The sequence below is a fragment of the Ramlibacter monticola genome, assembly GCF_016722785.1.
Classification (GTDB): domain Bacteria; phylum Pseudomonadota; class Gammaproteobacteria; order Burkholderiales; family Burkholderiaceae_C; genus Ramlibacter; species Ramlibacter monticola.
In genome coordinates this window covers 16,078-36,948 of sequence record NZ_JAEQNE010000006.1, presented here as the reverse complement: position 1 = coordinate 36,948, position 20,871 = coordinate 16,078, and the positions used below count along the sequence as shown (strand labels likewise).

Genomic DNA, 20,871 nt, shown 5'->3' with positions numbered 1-20,871 from the left:
GGTCTACGATGGCATCCCCATCCTTCTGAAGGGGACCGCCATGGACCATGCGTTCGACCGAGACCATGCCGTGCAGCCCGCGGCGGAGCCGCAGGTGCGGCAGGTGGCGCTGGAGACACCCATCGAATGGCTGCGGCTGGGCGCGCGCGACCTCCGTCGCAGCCTGCGTCCCAGCCTCCAGGTGGGCATCGCCGTCGCGGTGGCGGGCTGGCTGCTGCTGGCCGCCACGTGGAAGGTGGCGTACCTCGCTCCCGCGCTCCTGGGCGGCTTCCTCTTCGTCGCGCCGTTCGCGGCGATCGCCATCTACGGGTTCACGCGCCAGCTGGAGCGGGGCGACACCCTGGACCCGGCCGAAGCCCGCGCGGCATGGCGCGCCAACGCGTCGTCCATCGCGCTGTTCGGCTTCATGCTGGCGGTGGCGCTGATCTTCTGGGAACGGGTCGCCGCGATCGTGTTCGCCGCGTTCTACCGCGGCGAGCCCCTGCAGGCCGCCAACCTGCTCACGAGCCTGATCTTCTCGGGCGCGCACGTGCCGCTGCTGCTCGCCCTGGCCGCCGCCGGCGCGCTGATCGCGGCGGTGGTGTTCGCGCTGAGCGTGATCACGGTGCCGCTGCTGCTGGACCGGCCGGTGGACGTGATCACGGCCGCCATCACCAGCGTGCGCTGCTGCCTTCGCAACCCCGGTCCCATGCTGCTGTGGGCGCTGCTGATCGCCGTCATCACCTGGATCGGCCTGCTCACGCTCATGCTGGGGCTGGTGGTGGTGTTCCCCTGGATCGCGCACGCCAGCTGGCACGCCTACCGCGGGCTGGTCGCGCGCGAGGACTAGCGGCCTGCGCGCGTCGTGCGTCACGGGGTAGGGGCGCCGACGACAGTTTCGGCACAAGCCCAACAGCTAAGGGTTAAACCCCGCACCCCGGGTTTATCCTCTCCCTAGAATCTGCTGCATTGCAACAGTGCGGGCGCCAGACCCGCCCAGAGGAGCCCCGTTTCGTGACGAGCAAGAAAATCAGCGGCGCCAAGCCGGCGCAGCGCATCATCAAGAAGTACCCGAACCGGCGGCTCTACGACACCGACACTTCGACGTACATCACGCTGACCGAGGTCAAGCAGCTGGTGATGGACAGCCAGGCCTTCGTCGTGCGCGACGCCAAGACCAACGAGGACCTCACGCGCAGCATCCTGCTGCAGATCATCCTGGAAGAGGAAGCGGGCGGGGCCCCGATGTTCAGCGAGGCGGCGCTGGCCAACATCATCCGCTTCTACGGCCACGCCATGCAGGGCTTCATGGGCAGCTACATCGAGAAGAACGTCCAGGCCTTCACCGACCTGCAGTCCCAGGTGGCCGAACAGACGAAGAATTTCACGCCGGAGATGTGGGCCCAGTTCATGAACCTGCAGAACCCCCTGCAGGGCATGATGGGCAACTACGCCGAGCAGTCGAAGAACATGTTCGAGAAGATGCAGGAGCAGGTGCAGAAGAACACGGAGCAGATGCTCGGCGCATTCGGCATCAAGAAATAGGTCTTTCGATAACAACGACAATACGGGGATGAGCGACATCGCGTCCCCGGATCTTCCCGTTTCCGCTTCCCCTGCCTCTGCCGTGCCCAAGGTGGGCTTCGTGAGCCTCGGCTGCCCGAAGGCCTTGACCGATTCCGAGCTGATCCTGACCCAGCTCAGCGCCGAGGGCTACACCACCTCCAAGACCTTCGAGGGCGCCGACCTCGTGATCGTGAACACCTGCGGCTTCATCGACGACGCCGTGAAGGAAAGCCTCGACACGATCGGCGAGGCCCTGGCCGCCAACGGCAAGGTGATCGTCACCGGCTGCCTCGGCGCCCGCAAGGGCGAGGACGGCGGCAACATGGTGGCCGGCGTCCATCCCTCGGTGCTGGCCGTCACGGGCCCGCACGCCACGCAGGAAGTGATGGACGCGGTGCACGCGCACCTGCCCAAGCCGCACGATCCCTTCGTCGACCTGGTGCCGCCCGCCGGCATCAAGCTCACGCCGAAGCACTACGCCTACCTGAAGATCAGCGAGGGCTGCAACCACCGCTGCACCTTCTGCATCATTCCCTCGATGCGCGGCGACCTCGTGAGCCGCCCTATCGGCGACGTGCTGAAGGAGGCGAAGGCGCTGTTCGAGGGCGGCGTGAAGGAGTTGCTGGTGGTGAGCCAGGACACGTCCGCCTACGGCGTCGACGTCAAGTACCGCACCGGCTTCTTCGACGGCCGCCCGGTGCGCACCCGCATGCTGGAACTGGTGCAGGCACTCGGCGAACTGGCCGAGCCGCACGGCGCCTGGGTGCGGCTGCACTACGTGTACCCGTACCCGCACGTCGACGAGGTCGTCTCGCTGATGGCGCAGGGTCGGGTGCTGCCTTACCTGGACGTGCCCTTCCAGCACAGCCACCCCGAGGTGCTGCGCCGGATGAAGCGCCCCGCGAGCGGCGAGAGGAACCTGGAGCGCATCGCGCGCTGGCGCGAGCTGTGCCCGGAGCTGGTGATCCGCAGCACCTTCATCGCCGGCTTCCCCGGCGAGACGGAGGAGGAGTTCCAGCACCTGCTGGACTTCCTGCGCGAGGCGCAGATCGACCGCGCCGGCTGCTTCGCCTACAGCCCCGTGGAAGGTGCAGCCGCCAACGAACTGCCCGGCATGCTGCCGCAGGCCGTGCGCGAGGAGCGCCGCGCGCGCTTCATGGCGGTCGCCGAAGAGGTCTCCGCCGCGCGCCTGAAGCGTCGCGTCGGCGCGACCATGCAGGTGCTGGTGGATTCGGCGCCGGCGCTGGGCCGCAAGGGCGGCGTGGGCCGCTCGTACGCGGACGCGCCGGAGATCGACGGTACCGTGAAGCTGCTGCCGCCGCAGAAGCTCAGCAAGCGGCTGGGCGTGGGCGAGTTCACGAAGGCGCGCATCGTGGCCACCGACGGCCACGACCTGGTGGCGGAACCGATCTGAGCACAAAAACTACAAAGCCGGCGATGCCGGCTTTATCATGGACCATGGTTTGCGAGTTGGTCCGCGCAGTCGATCCTGGGGTCCCGACGAAAAAAGCCGGCATCGCCGGCTTTTTTGAAATTGTCTGGTGCCCAGGAGAGGACTCGAACCTCCACGGAGTTACCCGCTAGTACCTGAAACTAGTGCGTCTACCAATTCCGCCACCTGGGCATTTCAGGAAAAACAAGATTGTATATCAAAAACGCAGAGCGAAACAACGGCAGCGGCCTCCTCGATGAGATCGAGGGCGCGATCCAGGGACACCGCGACGGCCACGGCTACGTCGTCCGCGACGACGGCGAAGCCGACATCTACCTGCCTCCCAACGAGATGCGCGCGGTGCTGCACCGCGACCGCGTGCGCGCGCGCATCGTGCGGCACGACCGCAAGGGGCGGCCCGAAGGGCGCGTCGTCGAGATCATCGAGCGCCCGCCGCACCCCATCATCGGCCGCCTGCTGCACGAAAGTGGCGTGTGGCTGGTTGCGCCCGAAGACAAGCGCTATGGCCAGGACGTGCTGATCCCCAAGGGCGCCACCGGCCTCGCCAAGGCGGGCCAGGTGGTCGTGGTGGAACTCACCGAGCCGCCCAGCCTCTACGGCCAGCCCGTGGGACGCGTGAAGGAGGTGCTGGGCGAGATCGACGACCCCGGCATGGAGATCGAGATCGCGGTGCGCAAGTACGGCGTGCCGCACGAGTTCTCCGAGGGCTGCATCGCGCAGGCCCGCTCGCTGCCGGACAAGGTGCGCGCGGTCGACCGCAAGCGGCGCGTCGACCTCACCGACGTCCCGCTGGTCACCATCGACGGCGAGGACGCGCGCGACTTCGACGACGCCGTCTACTGCGAGCCGGCCAAGGCGGGGCGCGGCAAGGGCTGGCGCATGCTGGTCGCGATCGCCGACGTGAGCCACTACGTGGAGACCGGCAACGCGATCGACGTCGACGCCTACGACCGCGCCACCAGCGTGTACTTCCCGCGCCGCGTGATCCCGATGCTGCCGGAGAAGCTGTCCAACGGCCTGTGCTCGCTGAACCCCGAGGTGGACCGCCTCTGCATGGTCTGCGACATGCTGATCACCGGCACCGGCGACATCCACGCCTACCAGTTCTATCCGGCCGTGATGTACAGCCACGCCCGCATGACCTACACCGAGGTCGCGGCGATCCTGGCCAACACGCGCGGGCCGGAGGCGACGCGCCGCAAGGACCTGGTGCCGCACTTCCTGAACCTGCACGACGTGTTCCGCGCGCTGCTGAAGGCGCGCAACGCGCGCGGCGCGGTGGACTTCGAGACCACCGAGACGCAGATCATCTGCGACGAGAACGGCCGCATCGAGCAGATCGTGCCGCGCGTGCGCAACGACGCCCACCGCCTGATCGAGGAGGCCATGCTGGCCGCCAACGTCTGCGCGGCCGACTTCATCCAGCAGGCCGAGCACCCGGGCGTGTACCGCGTGCACGAAGGCCCGACGCCGGAGAAGAAGGAGATCCTGCGCGGCTACCTCAAGGCGATGGGCGTGGGCATGACCATCGGCGACGACCCGAAGCCGGGCGACTTCCAGAAGATCGCCGAGGCCACCAAGGACCGCCCGGACGCCCAGCAGATCCACACCATGCTGCTGCGCTCCATGCAGCAGGCCATCTACACGCCGATCAACAGCGGCCACTTCGGGCTCGCCTACGAGGCCTACACGCACTTCACCAGCCCGATCCGGCGCTACCCGGACCTGCTGGTGCACCGGGTGATCAAGGCGATCCTCGCCAAGGAGCGCTACCAGCTGCCCGCGCTGCCCACGCCGGGCGAGGCGCACGAGAAGCTGGCGCGCCGCCTGGCCGGCCAGGGCAAGACGCTGCACAAGCCGAAGAAGCCCGCGGCCAGCTCGCGCGAGGTGCAGGCCTGGGAGGCCGCCGGCCTGCACTGCAGCGCCAACGAGCGGCGCGCGGACGAAGCGAGCCGCGACGTCGAGGCCTGGCTCAAGTGCAAGTTCATGCGCGACCACCTCGGCGAGGAATACGCCGGCGTGGTCACGGCCGCCACCAGCTTCGGCATCTTCGTCACGCTGGACGCGCTCTACGTCGAGGGCCTGGTGCACATCACCGAGCTGGGCGGCGAATACTTCAAGTTCGACGAGGCCCGGCAGGAACTGCGCGGCGAGCGCACGGGCATCCGCTATGCCATCGGCACGCGGCTGCGCGTGCAGGTCAGCCGCGTCGACCTCGACGGCCGCAAGATCGACTTCCGCCTGGTCCGCGAGGACGAGGAATTCATGGCCCGCGCCATGAAGGAGAAGGGCGTGGTGGCCGGCCGCGGCGAAGGCGTGCCGGTCAAGGCGTCGGCCAAGCGCGCCGCCGCCAAGAAGGCCGCGGGCAAGAAGGCGAAGTCGCCGCTGGACGCGGTAAAGTCCGTCCCCAAGAAGGCGGCGGCCAAGGCGCGCACGGTCCGCAAGAGCCGCCGCTGAGCCATTCCATCGACAGGGGACATCCCATGGCAAGCAATGCAAGCGCGGCCGGCCGGGTCGCGATCGTCACGGGCGGCGGCACCGGCATCGGCCGCGCCGCCGCCGAAGCGCTGCTCGGCGCGGGCTGGAAGGTGGCCGTCGCCGGCCGCCGGCCCGAACCGCTGAAGGAGGTGGTGGCGCAGGCGGCCGAGCGCGCGCTCGCGGTGCCGACCGACGTCACCGATGCCGGCTCCGTCGAGGCGCTGTTCCAGGAGACGGTGAAGGCCTTCGGCCGCGTCGACCTGCTGTTCAACAACGCGGGCATGGGCCTGGGCGCGGCGCCGCTGGAAGACATCGCCACCGCCGACTGGAAGCGCGTGGTGGACACCAACCTGAACGGGATGTTCTACGGCATCCAGCAGGCCTTCCGCGTGATGAAGGCGCAGGACCCCATGGGCGGGCGCATCATCAACAACGGCTCGATCTCGGCGCACGCGCCGCGGCCGCACTCGATCGCCTACACCGCGACCAAGCATGCGGTCACGGGCCTGACCAAGGCCGCTTCGCTGGACGGGCGCCGCTACAACATCGCGGTGGGGCAGATCGACATCGGCAACGCGATGACGGACCTGGCCGCGCGCATGGCCAAGGGCGTGCCGCAGGCCAACGGCGAGATCGCCGTGGAGCCGCTGATGGACGTGAAGATCGTCGGCGAGTCCATCCTCTACATGGCCAACCTGCCGCTGGAAGCGAACGTGCTGTTCCACACGGTGATGGCCACGAAGATGCCGTTCGTGGGGCGGGGCTGAGATCAGCTTGAGGCCAGGCCCGACGCCGTGAGGGGCCGGTCCGCCGGCCAGCGGTCGGCGGCGAGACCGTGCAGGTAGACGGCGGCGCTGGCGGCCTCGAAGGCACTTTCGCCGGAGGCGAGCCGCGCCGCGATCCAGCCCGCGAGCACGTCGCCCGTGCCGGCGATCGCGAGCCGCGCATTCCCGGTGGGATTGATCCGCACGGCGCCCTCCGGCGCGGCGATCACGCTGCCGGATCCCTTCAGCACCACGACGCTGGCGAACTTGCGCGCCAGCTCGCGCGCGGCCGCGATGCGGTCGGCCTGGACCGCCTTCGTGTCCCGCGCCAGCAGCCGCGCGGCTTCCAGCGGATGCGGCGTCAGCACGGTGGGCACACCGCGGCGGCCGCGGCCGGCCAGCAGGGACTGGAGCTGCGGGTCCGCTGCAATGGCATTCAGCGCATCGGCATCCAGCACCAGCGCGCGGGCGCCCAGCGCGCGCGGCAGGGCCATGCGCACAGCCTCCCCGCCGCCGCAGCCGCAGGCGACGGCCATCGTGTCCAGTCCCAGCCCTTCCCACGCCCGCACCATCAGGTCCGGTTGCCGCGGATCGAGCGCACGGGCATCGGGATCGAGGAAACCCACGAAGACGCGGCCGGCGCCGTGATGCAGGGCGGCCCGCGCCGCCAGCAAGGCCGCGCCGGCCATGCCCGGCGCGCCGCCGATCACGGCGACGTCGCCATGGCTGCCCTTGTGGCTGGCGTGCGGCCGGAGGCGCGCGGCCGGCGGGGATGACAGCGTGGCGCCCGCGGGGTCCGTGCCGGCATCCACCCCCAGGTCGTCGAACCAGGGCACACCGGCCGCGTCGCGGCCCTGCATCGTGAAGAGGCCGGGCTTGAGGGCCAGCAGGCAGAGGGTGTGGCTGGCCCGCACGAAGGCGCTGCCGGAGCCGGTGCCGGCGTCCAGACCCGAGGGCACGTCGATGGAAAGCACCGGGGCGCCGCCGGCGTTCATCCGCTCGATGTCGCGCAGCAGCGCGCCCTCGGGCGCGCGCGTGCCGCCGATCCCGAGCAATGCGTCGAGGGCGAGGTCGAAAGACGGAGGCGGCTCGGGCGCGAACGCGACGCGGGCCTCGCGGGCGCGTGCCAGCGAGGCCAGTGCGTCCGCGGGGGCGCGGGCTGCGTCGCCGCGCCAGGTCACCACCGGCTCCTTGCCCCAGCGCTTCAGGTGCAGCGCGGCCTCGAAGCCGTCGCCGCCGTTGTTGCCGGGCCCGCAGGCCACCCACACGGTGCGCGCATGCGGCGCGATGGCGAGGGCGAGCCGCGCGACGGCGAGGCCGGCGCGTTGCATCAGGGTGTGGGGGGGCAGGGCGGCCGCGGCAGCCTGCTCGATCCGCCGCGTCGCGGCCACGTCGTACAGGGGCCAGGGGCGGTCGGGGGTGACGCGCTGCATGGGCCCATTGTGCCCCGCAGGACGGAAACCGGACGCAGAGGGCGCCCTCTGCGTTCGGTTGCTGGATGTTCGAAGCTTCAGCTCGCCAGCCGCTCCACCCCGAGTCCCTCGAGATCCACCTCCGGCGCGCGCTGCGACACCAGGTCCGCCAGCGCCCGCGCGCTGCCGCAGGCCAGCGCCCAGCCGCTCGAGCCGTGCCCGATGTTGACCCAGACGCCCGGCACGCCGGAGGGGCCGAGCACCGGCGGGCCGTCCGGCAGCATGGGACGCGCGCCCTTCCACTCCTGCACCGCGGACCCGGTGTTGGCCATCTGCGCGGCGCCCGGGAACCAGTCCTGCAGCACCTTGTAGAGGGTGCGGATCGCCTCCGGCCGCTTGCGATCGGGCTGGCCGCCGATCTCGGCGCTGCCCGCCACCCGCACCCGGTTGCCCAGGCGCGAGATCGCGACCTTGTAGCGGTCGTCCATCACGCCGCTGCGCGGCGCGTTGAGGGGCTCGCGGATCGGCGCGCTGATCGAGTAGCCGTGGACCGCCGCCAGCGGGACGCGCAGCCCCACCGGGCGCAGCAGGTCCGCCGAGGCGAGGCCACCGCACACCACCACGGCATCGAAGCGCGCCGTCGCGGTCGGCGCGGCGTCGCCCACCTGCGTCAGGCGCAGCGTCGTGGGCTGCGCCGGATCCAGCGGCGCCACCGAGCAATTGAATTCGAAGTGCGCGCCCAGCGCCTGCGCCTGGTTCTTCAGCAGCAGCGCGAACTGGCGGCAGTTGCCCACCTCGTCGTCCGGCAGGTACACCCCGCCGAGGAACTGCGTGTCGGGATTGAGGGCCGGCTCCAGTTCGCGGGCCTGGGCGGCGTCGACCTCCTGGAACTTGATGCCGCTGTCGCGCAGCAGCTGCAGCCCCGGCTGCACCAGCTTGCGATCGCGCTCGGCCCGCAGCAGCACCAGGTAGCCGCGGCTGTGGTCGTATTCGAGCTGCAGGTCCTCGGTGAGCTGCTGCAGCCGGTGCCGGCTGTAGAAGGCCAGCCGCTGCAGCCGCGCGCGGTTGGCCATGTAGGTGTCCATGTCGCAGGCGCTGCGCCAGCGCATCATCCAGCGCACTTCGTGCGCGGCCAGCGGCCAGCACACGCGCACCGGCGCATGGCGGCTGAACAGGTAGCGCGCGACCTTGCCCGGCATGCCCGGCGCGGCCCACGGCGTGACGTAGCCGGGGGCCACGACGCCTGCATTGGCGAAGCTGGTTTCGAGCGCGGCGGCGCCGTGCCGTTCCAGCACGGTCACGTCATGGCCGTCGGCGGCCAGCTCGTACGCTGTGGTCACGCCGATGATGCCGGCGCCCACGATGGCGACTTTCATTCCGATCAGGCCTTGGAAGACAGGAGATTCTCGATCTGAACGGAGAGATTCAGGATCGCATCGTCATGCAGGGCGCCATGCCAGGCCATCAGGCCCACCGGAAGTTCGTCCGGCGCGTGGCAGGGCAGGGAGAGGGCGCAGCCGTCCAGCATGTTCACCACGCTCGGGTTGCGCAGGAGCAGGGCGTTGAGGCCGAAGAAGGCTTCGTCGCGCCCGGCGCCGGGCGCCACGTCGGCGATGGGCGGCGCCACGATGGGGACCGTGGGCGACAGCACGGCGTCGTAGCCGGCCAGCGCCTGCCCGACCTCCCGCACCCAGGCGCCGCGGGCGCGCTGCAGCTCGATGTATTCGTAGGCCTTCATGCCCGCGCCGCGCTCGATGCGGACGCGCACGCGCGGGTCGTAGCGGCTGCCTTCCTGCAGCAGCAGCTGGCGGTGCCAGGCGTAGCTCTCGGCCGCGGCGAAGCCGCCGGCGGACTGGATGCTCCCCAGCTCGTGGACCTGCGGCAGCGGGATCTCGTCGATGCGGGCGCCGGCGTCGCCCAGGCGCCTCAGCGTGCGCTGGAAGGCGCGCGCCACGGTGGCATCCATGTCGTCCAGCAGCTGCGTGGTGGCGACGGCGAAGCGGTAGCCGGAGAGCGGCGCGTCGCTGCGCGCCACCGTGCGCGCGGCCAGGATCTCGTGCGCCAGCACGGCATCGCGCACGCTGCGCGTCATGGCGCAGACCGTGTCCAGCGTGCCGGAGAGCGGATACGCGCCTTCCAGCGGCGTCAGGCGCGCGGTGTTCTTGAAGCCGACGATGCCGCACAGCGCCGCCGGGATGCGGATCGAGCCGCCGGTGTCGGAGCCCAGGCCGATGAAGGCGGCGCCGGTGGCCACCGAGACCGCGCCGCCCGAGGACGAGCCGCCCGGGATGCGCGGCGTCTTCGGGTCGCAGGGGTTCGGCGGCGTGCCGTAGTGCGGATTGACGCCCACCCCCGAGAAGGCGAACTCGGTCATGTTGGTGCGCCCCACCACGGTGCCGCCGGCGGCGCGCAGCCGCTGCACGGCCGGCGCATCGACCCGGGCGGGCTCGGCATCGACCAGCGCCACGGAGCCGGCGGTGGTCACGTCGCCGGCGAAATCGAACAGGTCCTTGATCGAGACCGGCAGGCCGGCCAGCGGCGCCCCGGGCGGCACCGCGGCCGCTTCGGCGGCGGCCGCCTCGAAACGCGTCTTCAGGAACACGTGGGTGCAGGCCGCCGAGCGGGCGACGGCTGCCGCCGCACCGAGCTCGGCGGCGACGTCGGTCCGGCCCTGGCGCAGGCGCTCGCGGGTGCTGTGAAGGTCAGGCAGAGGCATGGTCTGTCGGCGGCGGGACGGTCTCGGGGCGCGGGGAAGGGGGCTGTGCTAGAATCTCGCGGTTTTGCTGGGTGGCACGCGCAAGGTGTGCGAGCCGTCGTCAGCGAAGCAAATCGCGAATCCCGCCCCCTCGAGGTGTCGCAACCCAGCAGGCTTGCGATTTCTGGCCGGATTCTAGACCCAACCTTCGGAGCTCCCATGACCGTATCCATGCGTGAAATGCTGGAAGCCGGTGTCCATTTCGGACACCAGACGCGCTTCTGGAACCCCAAGATGGCCCCGTACATCTTCGGCCATCGCAACAAGATCCACATCATCAACCTGGAAAAGACGCTGCCCATGTTCCAGGAGGCGACCAAGTTCGCCCGGCAGCTCGCTTCCAACCGCGGCACGATCCTGATGGTGGGCACCAAGCGCCAGGCGCGCGAGCTGGTGTCCGCCGAGGCGCAGCGCGCCGGCGTGCCCTTCGTCGACCAGCGCTGGCTGGGCGGCATGCTGACCAACTTCAAGACGGTCAAGACCTCCATCAAGCGCCTGAAGGACATGAAGGCCCAGCAGGAAGCCGGCCTCGAGTCCATGTCCAAGAAGGAACAGCTGATGTTCCAGCGCGAGATCACCAAGCTGGAAAAGGACATCGGCGGCATCCAGGACATGAACACCCTGCCGGACGCCCTGTTCGTGGTGGACGTGGGCTTCCACAAGATCGCCGTGGCCGAAGCCCAGAAGCTGGGCATCCCGATCATCGGCGTGGTGGACTCCAACCACTCCCCCGAGGGCATCGACTACGTGATCCCCGGCAACGACGACTCCGCCAAGGCCGTCACGCTGTACGTGCGCGGCATGGCCGACGCCATCCTGGAAGGCAAGAACAACGCGGTGACTGACGTGCAGCGCGCCGTGGCCGAAGGCGGCGACGAATTCGTGGAAGTGAAGGAAGGCGCCGCCTCCTGAGCACCGGCTGATGCCGCGACAGAGGGGGCTTTCGGGCCCCCTTTGCACAACCAGACCCCATTGAAGAGACACTGACAGAGGACAAGATGGCTGCTATCACCGCAAGCATGGTCGGCGAACTCCGCGCCAAGACCGACGCCCCCATGATGGAGTGCAAGAAGGCCCTGACCGAAGCCAACGGCGACATGGAAAAGGCCGAGGAGATCCTGCGCGTCAAGCTGGGCAACAAGGCCGGCAAGGCCGCCTCCCGCATCACGGCCGAAGGCGTGGTCGCCGCCTCCATCGAGGGCACCACCGGCGCCCTGCTGGAAGTCAACTGCGAGACCGACTTCGTCACCAAGAACGACAGTTTCCTGGCCATGGCCCGCGCCGCCGCCGAACTGATCGCGAAGAACAACCCCGCCGACGTGGCCGCCCTGGGCGCGCTGCCGTACAGCCAGGACAGCTTCGGCCCCACCCTGGAAGACGTGCGCAAGGGCCTGATCGGCAAGATCGGCGAGAACATGAGCTTCCGCCGCTTCAAGCGCTTCGCCGGCGACACCAAGCTGGTGAGCTACCTGCACGGCACCCGCATCGGCGTGGTGGTGGAGTTCGAGGGCGACGAAGTGGCCGCCAAGGACGTTGCCATGCACGTGGCCGCCATGAAGCCGGTGGCGCTGTCCAGCGCCGACGTGCCCGCCGAGCTGATCGCGAAGGAGCGTGCGGTCGCCACCGGCAAGGCGGAGGAAGATCGCAAAGCCGCCGAGGCCGCCGGCAAGCCGGTGCAATCCGCCGAAATCGTTGCCAAGCGTATCGAAGGCGGCGTGCAGAAGTACCTGAAGGAAGTCTCGCTGCTGAACCAGCCGTTCGTGAAGAACGACAAGCAGACCGTCGAGGCGATGCTCAAGGCCGCCAACACCACGATCAAGGGCTTCACCCTGTACGTGGTCGGCGAGGGCATCGAGAAGAAGGCGGACGACTTCGCCGCCGAAGTGGCCGCCCAGGTGGCCGCCGCCAAGCAGGCGGCGTAAAGCGCCTGCAAAGACGCGGCTGCGCCCCGTGCCGGCGCAGCCGCGTTGATGACAAAATGACAGGTGGCATCCGTATAGTCATTCGTCATCGCGCGGCCGCGCCGCGAGCCCAATTCGCCATTTGTCACTGAAACCGGAGAACGACTGCATGCCCACCCCCGCCCACAAGCGCATCCTGCTCAAGCTGTCGGGGGAGGCCCTGATGGGGGATGACGCCTTCGGCATCAACCGCGCGACCATCGTGCGGATGGTGGAGGAGGTCGCCGAGGTGGTGCGCCTGGGCGTGGAAGTGGCCGTCGTGATCGGCGGCGGCAACATCTTCCGCGGCGTGGCCGGCGGCTCCGTCGGCATGGACCGCGCCACCGCCGATTACATGGGCATGCTGGCCACCGTGATGAACGCGCTGGCCCTGTCGGACGCGATGCAGAAGCAGGGCCTGGTGCCCCGCGTGATGTCCGCCATCGCCATCGAGCAGGTGGTGGAGCCCTACGTGCGCCCCAAGGCTCTGCAGTACCTGGAAGAAGGCAAGGTCGTGATCTTCGCGGCCGGCACCGGCAACCCCTTCTTCACCACCGACACCGCCGCGGCACTGCGCGGCGCCGAGATCGGCGCCGAGATGGTGCTCAAGGCCACCAAGGTCGACGGCGTGTACACCGCCGACCCCAACAAGGATCCTTCGGCCGAGCGTTACTCGCGCCTGAGCTTCGACGAGGCGATGGTGCGCAACCTCGGCATCATGGACGCCACGGCCTTCGCGCTGTGCCGCGACCAGAAGCTACCCATCAGGGTGTTCTCCATCTTCAAGCACGGGGCGCTCAAGCGCGTGGTCCTCGGCGAGGATGAAGGCACGCTGGTGTACGCCTGAGAGAGAGGAAGACCCATGACAACGATCGCCGAAATCAAGCAGACGCTGCAGCACAAGATGGATCAGACCATCGCGAACTTCAAGAACACGCTCACCCACATCCGCACGGGCCGCGCCAATCCCGGCCTGCTGGACGTGGTGCACGTGGACTACTACGGTTCGTCGGTGCCGATCAACCAGGTGGCCAACGTGTCGCTGCTGGATGCGCGCACGATCAGCGTCCAGCCCTGGGAAAAGGGCATGGGCGCCAAGATCGAGAAGGCCATCCGCGACAGCGACCTGGGCCTCAACCCCGCCTCCATGGGCGACCTGATCCGCGTGCCGATGCCGCCGATGTCCGAGGAGCGCCGCAAGGAGATGACCAAGCTGGTGCGCCACGAGGGCGAGAACGCCAAGGTCGCCGTGCGCAACCTGCGCCGCGACGCGAACGAGCACGTCAAGAAGCTGGTCAAGGACAAGGTCGCCACCGAGGACGACCTGAAGCGCGCCGAGGCCGACGTGCAGAAGGTCACCGACAAGCACATCTCGGAGATCGACCAGATGGTGGCGGGCAAGGAAAAGGAAATCATGGAGGTCTGACGCCGAGGCGTCCGTCTTCCATCCTCCCTTCATGACCGCCAAGCGCGCCATCCCGCACCACATCGCCATCGTCATGGATGGCAACGGCCGCTGGGCCACCAAGCGCTTCCTGCCGCGCGTGGCCGGCCACAAGAAGGGCGTCGACGCCCTGCGTGCCTGCGTCCGCCGCTGCGGCGACCTCGGCGTGCGCGCGCTGACCGTGTTCGCCTTCTCCTCCGAGAACTGGAAGCGGCCCGCCGACGAGGTGTCCGGCCTGATGGAGCTGCTGGCCGTGGCGCTCTCGCGCGAGGTGCCGCAGCTGCAGGCCGAGGGCGTGCGCATCCTCTTCGTGGGGGACCGCACGCGCCTGTCCGAGAAGGTGCGCAACGGCCTCGCGCAGGCCGAGGCGCTGACGGCGGGCAACACGCGCCTGACCTTCAACATCTGCTTCAACTACGGCGGCCGCTGGGACATCGCCCAGGCCGCCGCCAGGCTCGCCGCGCGCGGCGAAGAGATCACCGAGGACAACCTGGCGGGTGCCATGGCGCTGGCGCACGTGCCCGACCCGGACCTCCTGATCCGCACCGGCGGCGAGCAGCGCATCAGCAATTTCCTGCTCTGGCAGGCGGCCTACAGCGAGCTGTACTTCACCGACAAGCTGTGGCCCGAATTCGACGACGCCGCGCTCGACGCCGCCATCGCCGACTACGGCCGGCGCGAACGCCGCTTCGGCCGCACCTCCGAACAGGTCGCCGACCCCAGCCCGCGCGTGAGCCGCAAGGCCGCCTGAACGAGGTGCCGCGATGCTGAAGCAGCGCGTGATCACGGCCATCGTCCTGCTGGCGATCCTGCTGCCGGCCCTGTTCTGGAAGACGCCGGAGCCCTTCCTCGCCATCACCCTCGTCCTGATCGCCGCCGGCGGTTGGGAATGGGGCCGCCTCAACGGCCTGTCGCCGGGCACGAACATCCTGCTGGGCGTCGTGACGCTGGCCCTGTGCGCCGGCGCCTGGGCGCTGGGGTGGCCGCAGCGTCCGTCCGCCGTGCTGTGGGCGTTCGTCGGCGCCGCCTGGGTGCTGGCCGGCGCGGCCCTGGTGCGTGCCGGCGTCGACGGCTGGCCGAAGATCCCGCGCGCCCTGCGCGTGCCGGTCGGCGTGCTGGCGCTGGCGCTGGCCTGGCTGGCGATGGCGCAGGCCCGCGTCATCGGCGTCAACTTCCTGCTGTCGATCCTCGTGCTGGTGTGGGTGGCGGACATCTTCGCCTACTTCGCCGGCCGCGCCATCGGCGGCAAGTTCACGCAGCGCAAGCTGGCCCCGGTCATCAGCCCGAAGAAGAGCTGGGAAGGGGTGTGGGGCGGCATGCTCGGCGTCGTGGTGCTGGCCGTGGCCTGGGCCCTGGCCGACAGCGCGGCCCATGCCCAAGTGCCCAGCCTCTATTCCGTGCTGGCCGGCCTGGGCTGGCCCGTGGTCGTTCTCGCCGCCATCTTCCTCGCCGCCATGAGCGTGGTCGGCGACCTCGCCGAATCCCTCGTCAAGCGCAGCGCGGGCATCAAGGACTCGAGCCAGCTGCTGCCCGGCCACGGCGGCGTGCTGGATCGGGTCGATGCCCTCCTGCCGACGCTGCCCCTCGCCATGATGCTGGCCACCCTGGCCCAACGATGAAACAACGCCTTGCCGTCCTCGGCTCCACCGGTTCGATCGGGGCCAACACGCTGGACGTGGTGGCGCGCCATCCGGAGCGCTTCGAAGTCTTCGCCCTCAGCGCCGGTTCGCGCGTCGAGCCGATGCTGCAGCAGTGCCTGCGCTTCCGCCCCGCCTTCGCCGTCATGGCGGGCGAGGAGGCCGGCCGCGCGCTCGCCGCCAGGCTCGAATCCAGCGGCCTGCCCACGCGCGTCCTGTGGGGCGCCGCCGCACTGGACACGGTCGCCGCCCACGAATCGGTCGACACGGTGATGGCCGCCATCGTCGGCGCCGCCGGCCTGTCGTCCTGCATCGCCGCGGCCCGCGCCGGCAAGAAGCTGCTGCTGGCGAACAAGGAGGCCCTGGTGGTCGGCGGCGAATTGTTCCTGCAGGCGGTGCGCCAGGGCGGCGCGCGCCTGCTGCCGATCGACAGCGAGCACTCGGCGATCTTCCAGTCGCTGCCGGAGGATCCGTCCACCTGGGAGGCGCGGGTCGAGAAGATCATCCTCACCGCCTCGGGGGGGCCCTTCCGCACCCGCGCGCCGGAGAGCCTGCGCGCGGTGACGCCGGAGCAGGCCTGCGCCCACCCGAACTGGGTGATGGGCCGCAAGATCTCGGTCGACTCCGCCACCATGATGAACAAGGCGCTGGAGGTGATCGAGGCCCGCTACCTGTTCGGCCTGGCGCCGCAGCGCCTGCAGGTGGTGATCCACCCGCAGAGCGTGATCCACTCGATGGTGCAGTACCGCGACACTTCGGTCGTGGCGCAGCTCGGCACGCCGGACATGCGGGTGCCCATCGCCTACGGCCTGGCCTGGCCGGAACGGGTGGAGTCCGGCGCGCAGGCGCTCGACTTCGGCGCGCTGGCCGACATGAGCTTCGAGTCGCTCGACAGCCGCGGCCACCGCGAGCGCTTCCCCGGCCTCCAGCTGGCCTGGGATGCCCTGGCCGCCGCGCCGGGAACCACGGCGGTGCTCAACGCCGCCAACGAGGTGGCCGTGGCCGCCTTCCTGGAGCGGCGCATCCGCTTCGACCAGATCCACTCGGTAAACCTTGCAACCCTGACGGCCGTCCTTCCCACGAAGCCGCATTCGCTGCAGGATCTGCTGGAACTGGACGCCCGGGCCCGCCGCGCGGCGGAACAGGCGATCGGCCGGCTTCCGGCCTAGGGGACTTTCGATGCTGACCGTCATTGCCTTCATCGTCGCGCTCGGCCTGCTGATCGCGGTGCACGAATACGGCCACTACCGCGTGGCCGTCGCCTGCGGCGTGAAGGTGCTGCGCTTCTCGGTCGGCTTCGGCAAGGCGCTTTACACGTGGAAGGCGCGCCGGCCGCGCCCGGGGCAGGACACCGAGTTCGTGATCGGCGCCTTCCCGCTGGGCGGCTTCGTGAAGATGCTGGACGAGCGCGAGGGCCCGGTCGATGCGTCGGAGCGCCATCGCGCCTTCAACACCCAGCCGCTGCGCTCGCGGGTGGCCATCGTGGCCGCCGGCCCGCTCGCCAACCTGCTGCTGGCGGTGCTGCTCTATTCGATCGTCAACTGGACCGGGGTGCAGGAGCCGCAGCCGATCCTCGGCAGCCCCGTCGCGGGCTCGATCGCGGCCGAGGCCGGCCTGCGCGGCGGTGAACGGGTGGAAGGCGCCGCCCTCGAAGGTGACACGGTCGAACCGATGGAGTCCTTCGAGGAACTGCGCTGGCTGCTCACGCGCGGGGCGCTCGACGGCCGCGACCTGCGCCTGACCCTGGCGCGCGAAGGCTCCGGCGGCCGGCGCGAGGTGCTGCTGCCGCTGTCCACCCTGAACGTGCGCGATGCCGACGCCCAGCTGCTGCGCAAGGTCGGCATCGTCTCGCCCTGGAGCCCGCCGGTGCTGGGCGAGGTGATGGCCGGCGGCGCCGCCGAACGGGCCGGCCTGCGCAAGGGCGACGTGGTGCTGCGGGTGGGCCAGCAGCCGGTGGGCGACGCGCAGCAGCTGCGCGACCTGATCCGCACGCAGGTGCAGGGCGGCCGCGGCCTCGCGGCCACCTGGGACGTCGACCGGGCGGGCCAGCGCGTGCAGCTGCAGGTCACCCCGGACGTGGTGAACGCCGACCGCACGGTGCCCCCCTTCGGTCGCATCGCCGCCTACGTGGGCGCTCCGCCCGCGATGGTAACGGTGCGCAGCGGCCCGGTCGACGGGCTGTGGAAGGGCGTGGAGAAGACCTGGGAGGTCTCGGCGCTCACCCTGCGCATGATGGGCCGCATGGTGGTCGGTCAAGCTTCGGTAAAGAATCTTTCCGGACCTCTCACCATCGCCGACTACGCGGGCAAGTCCGCGAGCCTCGGGCTCACGCAGTACCTGCTGTTCCTCGCCCTGATCAGCGTCAGCCTCGGGGTGCTGAACCTGCTGCCGCTGCCCGTCTTGGACGGGGGACACCTGATGTATTATCTTTGGGAGGCCATCACGGGCCGGAGCGTCTCCGACGCCTGGATGGAGCGCCTGCAGCGCGGTGGCGTCGCGGTGCTGCTGGTGATGATGTCGATCGCGCTGTTCAACGACGTCGCCCGCTTCTTTGGATAGAACAACATAGCTGTAGTCGCTGCCGCTGATCCCGCGCGGATTCGCCGGCGCCCTTTCCTGATTCGATGAAGAAACATTTCAAGCGCTTCCGCGCGCGCACCGTTTCGGCCGTGTGCGTGCTGGCCTTCGCGGCGAATTCCTGGGCGGTGGATCCGTTCACGGTGCGCGACATCCGCGTCGAGGGCCTGCAGCGGGTGGAGCCGGGAACGGTCTTCGGCTCGCTGCCGTTCCGGGTCGGCGACCAGTACAACGACGACAAGGGCTCGGCCGCGATCCGGGCCCTGTTCGCATTGGGCCTGTTCAAGGACGTGCGCCTGGAAGTGCAGGGCGACGTGCTGATCGTGGTCGTGGAGGAGCGCCCCACGGTGGCCGACGTCGACTTCGTGGGCACCAAGGAGTTCGACAAGGACACGCTGAAGAAGGCGCTGCGCGAGATCGGCCTGACCGAGGGCCGCCCCTACGACCAGGCCCTGGCCGACCGCGCCGAGCAGGAACTCAAGCGCCAGTACATCAACCGCAGCCTCTACGGCGCGGAGGTGGTGACCACCGTCACTCCCATCGAGCGCAACCGCGTGAACCTCACGTTCAGCGTGAACGAAGGCGAGCCGACCCGCATCAAGGAGATGCACATCATCGGCAACCGCAGCTTCAACGAGAAGCAGCTGCTGGGCCTGATGGACCTGGACACCGGCGGGTGGCTGTCCTGGTACACCAAGTCGGACCGCTATTCGCGCGCCAAGCTCAACGCCGACCTGGAAGCCCTGCGCTCCTACTACCTGCAGCGCGGCTTCCTCGAGTTCCGCATCGATTCCACCCAAGTGGCGATCTCGCCGAACAAGCAGGACATCAGCGTCACCATCAACATCTCGGAAGGCGAACGCTACGTGGTGTCCGGGGTGAAGCTGGAAGGCGACTACCTCGGCAAGGAAGAGGAATTCAAATCCCTGGTGGCGATCCGCCCGGGCGAGCCCTACAACGCCGACCAGGTGACCGCCACCACCAAGGGCTTCACCGATTACTTCGGCAACTTCGGCTATGCCTTCGCCCAGGTGGAGGCCCGCCCCGAGATCGACCGCACCAACAACCGCGTGTTCTTCACGCTGGTGGCGGAGCCCTCGCGCCGCGCCTACGTGCGCCGCATCAACATCGCCGGCAACAACCGCACCCGCGACGAAGTGATCCGGCGCGAGTTCCGCCAGTTCGAATCGAGCTGGTACGACGCCGACAAGATCAAGCTCTCGCGCGACCGCGTGGACCGCCTGGGCTTCTTCAAGGACGTCAACATCGAGACCGGCGACGTGCCGGGCGCGCCCGACCAGGTGGACCTGAACGTCACCGTGACGGAGCGCCCCACCGGCAGCCTGCAGCTCGGTGCCGGCTTCTCCAGCGCCGAAAAGCTGGCGCTGTCGTTCTCGATCCGGCAGGAGAACGCCTTCGGCACCGGCAACTACCTGAGCGCCGAGGTCAACACCAGCAAGTTCAACCGCACCTTCGCGCTGACCTCGGTGGATCCGTACTTCACGGCCAACGGCGTCTCGCGCACGCTGGACGCCTACTACCGCACCTCGCGCCCGTACGACGAGCAGGGCGGCAACTACCAGCTGGTGACGGCCGGCGTGGGCATGCGATTCGGCGTGCCCTTCAGCGAGGTGGACACGGTGTTCTTCGGCGGCAGCTTCGAGCGCACCGAGATCCGCCCCGGCACCAGCATCCCGGCGGCCTACCTGGATTACGCCGACCGCTTCGGCACCATCAGCCGGACCATCCCGCTGACGGTGGGCTGGTCGCGCGACGACCGCGACAGCGCGCTGACCCCCAGCCGCGGCCGCTTCCAGCGCTTCTCGGGCGAATGGGGCGTGACCGGCGACGCGCGCTACCTGCGCGCCAACTACCAGGGCCAGCTCTTCATGCCGCTGTCGCGGCTCTACACGCTGGCCTTCAACGGCGAGATCGGCTGGGGCACGGGCCTGGCGGGCCGGCCCTATCCGGTGTTCAAGAACTTCTATTCGGGCGGCCTGGGCTCCGTGCGCGGCTACCAGCAGGGTACCCTGGGCCCGAAGGACGTGACCGGCGCCTCCATCGGCGGCGCCCGCAAGGTCACTTTGAACGCCGAGGTCATCACGCCCTTCCCGGGGGCCGGCAACGACCGCTCGCTGCGGCTGTTCGGGTTCGTCGACATGGGCAACGTGTTCGCCGAGAACCAGCCGGTGCGGGCCTCGGACCTGCGGGCTTCCGCCGGCATCGGCCTGTCCTGGCTGTCGCCGATCGGCCCGCTGCGCATCGCCATTGCCGAACCGTTCCGTACCCAGCCAGGCGATAGAATCCAGCGTTTCCAATTCCAGATCGGTACCTCCTTCTGATGAAGTATCTTTTCCGCCACGGCGTGGCGTTCCTGCTGGGTGCCCTGGCGCTCGCCGCCCAGGTGCAGGCCGAGGACTTCCGCGTGGGGTTCGTGAACACCGATCGCATCTTCCGCGAAGCCAACTCCGCGAAGGCCGCGCAGTCGAAGCTGGAACAGGAGTTCGCGCGGCGCGAGAAGGAGCTCAACGATCTGGGCACCTCGCTGAAGACCGCCTCGGACAAGTTCGAGCGCGAGGCGGCGACGCTGTCGGAACTGCAGCGCGGCCAGCGGCAGAAGCAGCTGGTCGACCAGGACCGCGAATTCCAGCGCAAGCGCCGCGAATTCCAGGAAGACCTGAACGCGCGCAAGAACGAGGAACTGCAGCAGGTGCTGGACCGCGCCAACCGCGTGGTGCGCCAGGTGGCCGAACAGGAGAAGTACGACCTGATCCTGCAGGAAGCCGTCTACATCAACCCCAAGCACGACATCACCGACAAGGTGATCAAGGCGCTCAACTCGGCGCGCTGACCGACCGGGGGATCC

Annotated in this window: 18 protein-coding genes and 1 tRNA gene; 15 read left to right on the top strand and 4 right to left on the bottom strand. The window is 69.4% G+C overall.

The features are described 5' to 3' along the window. Positions 1-40 precede the first annotated feature (40 nt). From JJ685_RS20915 to rimO, 3 genes are all read left to right on the top strand, one after another. A complete protein-coding gene (locus JJ685_RS20915) occupies positions 41-829 on the top strand; it encodes a DUF2189 domain-containing protein (protein ID WP_201676287.1) in 789 nt (262 codons plus the stop codon). A 164-nt stretch (positions 830-993) separates the two neighbouring features. After that, positions 994-1,524, top strand: coding sequence for a polyhydroxyalkanoate synthesis repressor PhaR (gene phaR, locus JJ685_RS20910; RefSeq protein WP_201676286.1), 531 nt, complete (start codon positions 994-996; stop codon positions 1,522-1,524). A 28-nt stretch (positions 1,525-1,552) separates the two neighbouring features. After that, entirely contained in the window at positions 1,553-2,959 is a 1,407-nt protein-coding gene (rimO, locus tag JJ685_RS20905; protein WP_201676285.1) for a 30S ribosomal protein S12 methylthiotransferase RimO, read from the top strand. Positions 2,960-3,084: 125 nt separating this feature from the next. Here rimO and JJ685_RS20900 read toward each other — a convergent pair. After that, a tRNA-Leu gene (locus JJ685_RS20900) sits at positions 3,085-3,169 on the bottom strand. An 18-nt stretch (positions 3,170-3,187) separates the two neighbouring features. On the opposite strand from JJ685_RS20900, the gene rnr reads away from it, so the two are divergent. Together rnr and JJ685_RS20890 are read left to right on the top strand one after the other, a co-directional pair. Continuing rightward, positions 3,188-5,455 (top strand): ribonuclease R, encoded by a 2,268-nt coding sequence (gene rnr / locus JJ685_RS20895; protein ID WP_201676284.1) that lies wholly within the window; start codon positions 3,188-3,190, stop codon positions 5,453-5,455. A gap of 26 nt (positions 5,456-5,481) precedes the next feature. Continuing rightward, entirely contained in the window at positions 5,482-6,243 is a 762-nt protein-coding gene (locus JJ685_RS20890; protein WP_201676283.1) for an SDR family oxidoreductase, read from the top strand. A gap of 2 nt (positions 6,244-6,245) precedes the next feature. On the opposite strand, the gene JJ685_RS20885 is transcribed toward JJ685_RS20890, so the two are convergent. The 3 genes from JJ685_RS20885 to JJ685_RS20875 form a co-directional block, all read right to left on the bottom strand. Next, positions 6,246-7,673, bottom strand: a complete 1,428-nt coding sequence (locus JJ685_RS20885) for an NAD(P)H-hydrate dehydratase (RefSeq protein WP_201676282.1) — start codon at positions 7,671-7,673, stop codon at positions 6,246-6,248. A 77-nt stretch (positions 7,674-7,750) separates the two neighbouring features. Continuing rightward, positions 7,751-9,028 (bottom strand): D-amino acid dehydrogenase, encoded by a 1,278-nt coding sequence (locus JJ685_RS20880; protein WP_201676281.1) that lies wholly within the window; start codon positions 9,026-9,028, stop codon positions 7,751-7,753. A 5-nt stretch (positions 9,029-9,033) separates the two neighbouring features. Continuing rightward, the gene (locus JJ685_RS20875) at positions 9,034-10,368 is read right to left on the bottom strand and encodes an amidase (protein WP_201676280.1); all 1,335 of its coding nucleotides are present in this window, start codon (positions 10,366-10,368) and stop codon (positions 9,034-9,036) included. Between the two features lie 198 nt (positions 10,369-10,566). Between JJ685_RS20875 and rpsB the strand changes: the two genes are divergently transcribed. From rpsB to JJ685_RS20825, 10 genes are all read left to right on the top strand, one after another. After that, positions 10,567-11,319 (top strand): 30S ribosomal protein S2, encoded by a 753-nt coding sequence (rpsB, locus tag JJ685_RS20870; protein WP_201676279.1) that lies wholly within the window; start codon positions 10,567-10,569, stop codon positions 11,317-11,319. An 86-nt stretch (positions 11,320-11,405) separates the two neighbouring features. Next, positions 11,406-12,329: a translation elongation factor Ts gene (gene tsf, locus JJ685_RS20865; RefSeq protein WP_201676278.1), complete on the top strand. Its 924-nt coding sequence runs from the start codon at positions 11,406-11,408 to the stop codon at positions 12,327-12,329. Between the two features lie 148 nt (positions 12,330-12,477). Further along, positions 12,478-13,194, top strand: coding sequence for a UMP kinase (gene pyrH / locus JJ685_RS20860; protein WP_201676277.1), 717 nt, complete (start codon positions 12,478-12,480; stop codon positions 13,192-13,194). 15 nt (positions 13,195-13,209) lie between these two features. Next, positions 13,210-13,773 carry a ribosome recycling factor gene (frr, locus tag JJ685_RS20855; RefSeq protein ID WP_201676276.1) on the top strand — a complete coding sequence of 188 codons (564 nt, stop codon included), beginning with the start codon at positions 13,210-13,212 and terminating at the stop codon, positions 13,771-13,773. 31 nt (positions 13,774-13,804) lie between these two features. Further along, positions 13,805-14,542: a polyprenyl diphosphate synthase gene (gene uppS / locus JJ685_RS20850; RefSeq protein WP_201676275.1), complete on the top strand. Its 738-nt coding sequence runs from the start codon at positions 13,805-13,807 to the stop codon at positions 14,540-14,542. Positions 14,543-14,555: 13 nt separating this feature from the next. Then, positions 14,556-15,410 carry a phosphatidate cytidylyltransferase gene (locus JJ685_RS20845; RefSeq protein WP_201676274.1) on the top strand — a complete coding sequence of 285 codons (855 nt, stop codon included), beginning with the start codon at positions 14,556-14,558 and terminating at the stop codon, positions 15,408-15,410. Continuing rightward, entirely contained in the window at positions 15,407-16,597 is a 1,191-nt protein-coding gene (gene ispC, locus JJ685_RS20840; protein WP_201676273.1) for a 1-deoxy-D-xylulose-5-phosphate reductoisomerase, read from the top strand. Before JJ685_RS20845 ends, ispC begins: the two co-directional genes overlap by 4 nt. Positions 16,598-16,607: 10 nt before the next feature. Then, positions 16,608-17,987 (top strand): RIP metalloprotease RseP, encoded by a 1,380-nt coding sequence (gene rseP, locus JJ685_RS20835; protein WP_201676272.1) that lies wholly within the window; start codon positions 16,608-16,610, stop codon positions 17,985-17,987. Positions 17,988-18,052: 65 nt separating this feature from the next. Further along, positions 18,053-20,347, top strand: a complete 2,295-nt coding sequence (gene bamA / locus JJ685_RS20830; protein ID WP_201676271.1) for an outer membrane protein assembly factor BamA — start codon at positions 18,053-18,055, stop codon at positions 20,345-20,347. Then, positions 20,347-20,856 carry an OmpH family outer membrane protein gene (locus tag JJ685_RS20825; protein ID WP_201676270.1) on the top strand — a complete coding sequence of 170 codons (510 nt, stop codon included), beginning with the start codon at positions 20,347-20,349 and terminating at the stop codon, positions 20,854-20,856. The genes bamA and JJ685_RS20825 overlap by 1 nt, the downstream gene beginning before the upstream one ends. Positions 20,857-20,871 lie beyond the last annotated feature (15 nt).

Bases quoted from the DNA above. Each gene is read 5' to 3' on its own strand.
- pyrH (WP_201676277.1), top strand. From the start codon at position 12,478: ATGCCCACCCCCGCCCACAAGCGCATCCTGCTCAAGCTGTCGGGGGAG.
- rseP (WP_201676272.1), top strand. From the start codon at position 16,608: ATGCTGACCGTCATTGCCTTCATCGTCGCGCTCGGCCTGCTGATCGCG.
- JJ685_RS20880 (WP_201676281.1), bottom strand. From the start codon at position 9,028: ATGAAAGTCGCCATCGTGGGCGCCGGCATCATCGGCGTGACCACAGCG.
- bamA (WP_201676271.1), top strand. From the start codon at position 18,053: ATGAAGAAACATTTCAAGCGCTTCCGCGCGCGCACCGTTTCGGCCGTG.
- ispC (WP_201676273.1), top strand. From the start codon at position 15,407: ATGAAACAACGCCTTGCCGTCCTCGGCTCCACCGGTTCGATCGGGGCC.
- frr (WP_201676276.1), top strand. From the start codon at position 13,210: ATGACAACGATCGCCGAAATCAAGCAGACGCTGCAGCACAAGATGGAT.
- JJ685_RS20915 (WP_201676287.1), top strand. From the start codon at position 41: ATGGACCATGCGTTCGACCGAGACCATGCCGTGCAGCCCGCGGCGGAG.
- tsf (WP_201676278.1), top strand. From the start codon at position 11,406: ATGGCTGCTATCACCGCAAGCATGGTCGGCGAACTCCGCGCCAAGACC.
- JJ685_RS20875 (WP_201676280.1), bottom strand. From the start codon at position 10,368: ATGCCTCTGCCTGACCTTCACAGCACCCGCGAGCGCCTGCGCCAGGGC.
- uppS (WP_201676275.1), top strand. From the start codon at position 13,805: ATGACCGCCAAGCGCGCCATCCCGCACCACATCGCCATCGTCATGGAT.
- JJ685_RS20825 (WP_201676270.1), top strand. From the start codon at position 20,347: ATGAAGTATCTTTTCCGCCACGGCGTGGCGTTCCTGCTGGGTGCCCTG.
- JJ685_RS20885 (WP_201676282.1), bottom strand. From the start codon at position 7,673: ATGCAGCGCGTCACCCCCGACCGCCCCTGGCCCCTGTACGACGTGGCC.
- rpsB (WP_201676279.1), top strand. From the start codon at position 10,567: ATGACCGTATCCATGCGTGAAATGCTGGAAGCCGGTGTCCATTTCGGA.
- JJ685_RS20890 (WP_201676283.1), top strand. From the start codon at position 5,482: ATGGCAAGCAATGCAAGCGCGGCCGGCCGGGTCGCGATCGTCACGGGC.
- JJ685_RS20845 (WP_201676274.1), top strand. From the start codon at position 14,556: ATGCTGAAGCAGCGCGTGATCACGGCCATCGTCCTGCTGGCGATCCTG.
- rimO (WP_201676285.1), top strand. From the start codon at position 1,553: ATGAGCGACATCGCGTCCCCGGATCTTCCCGTTTCCGCTTCCCCTGCC.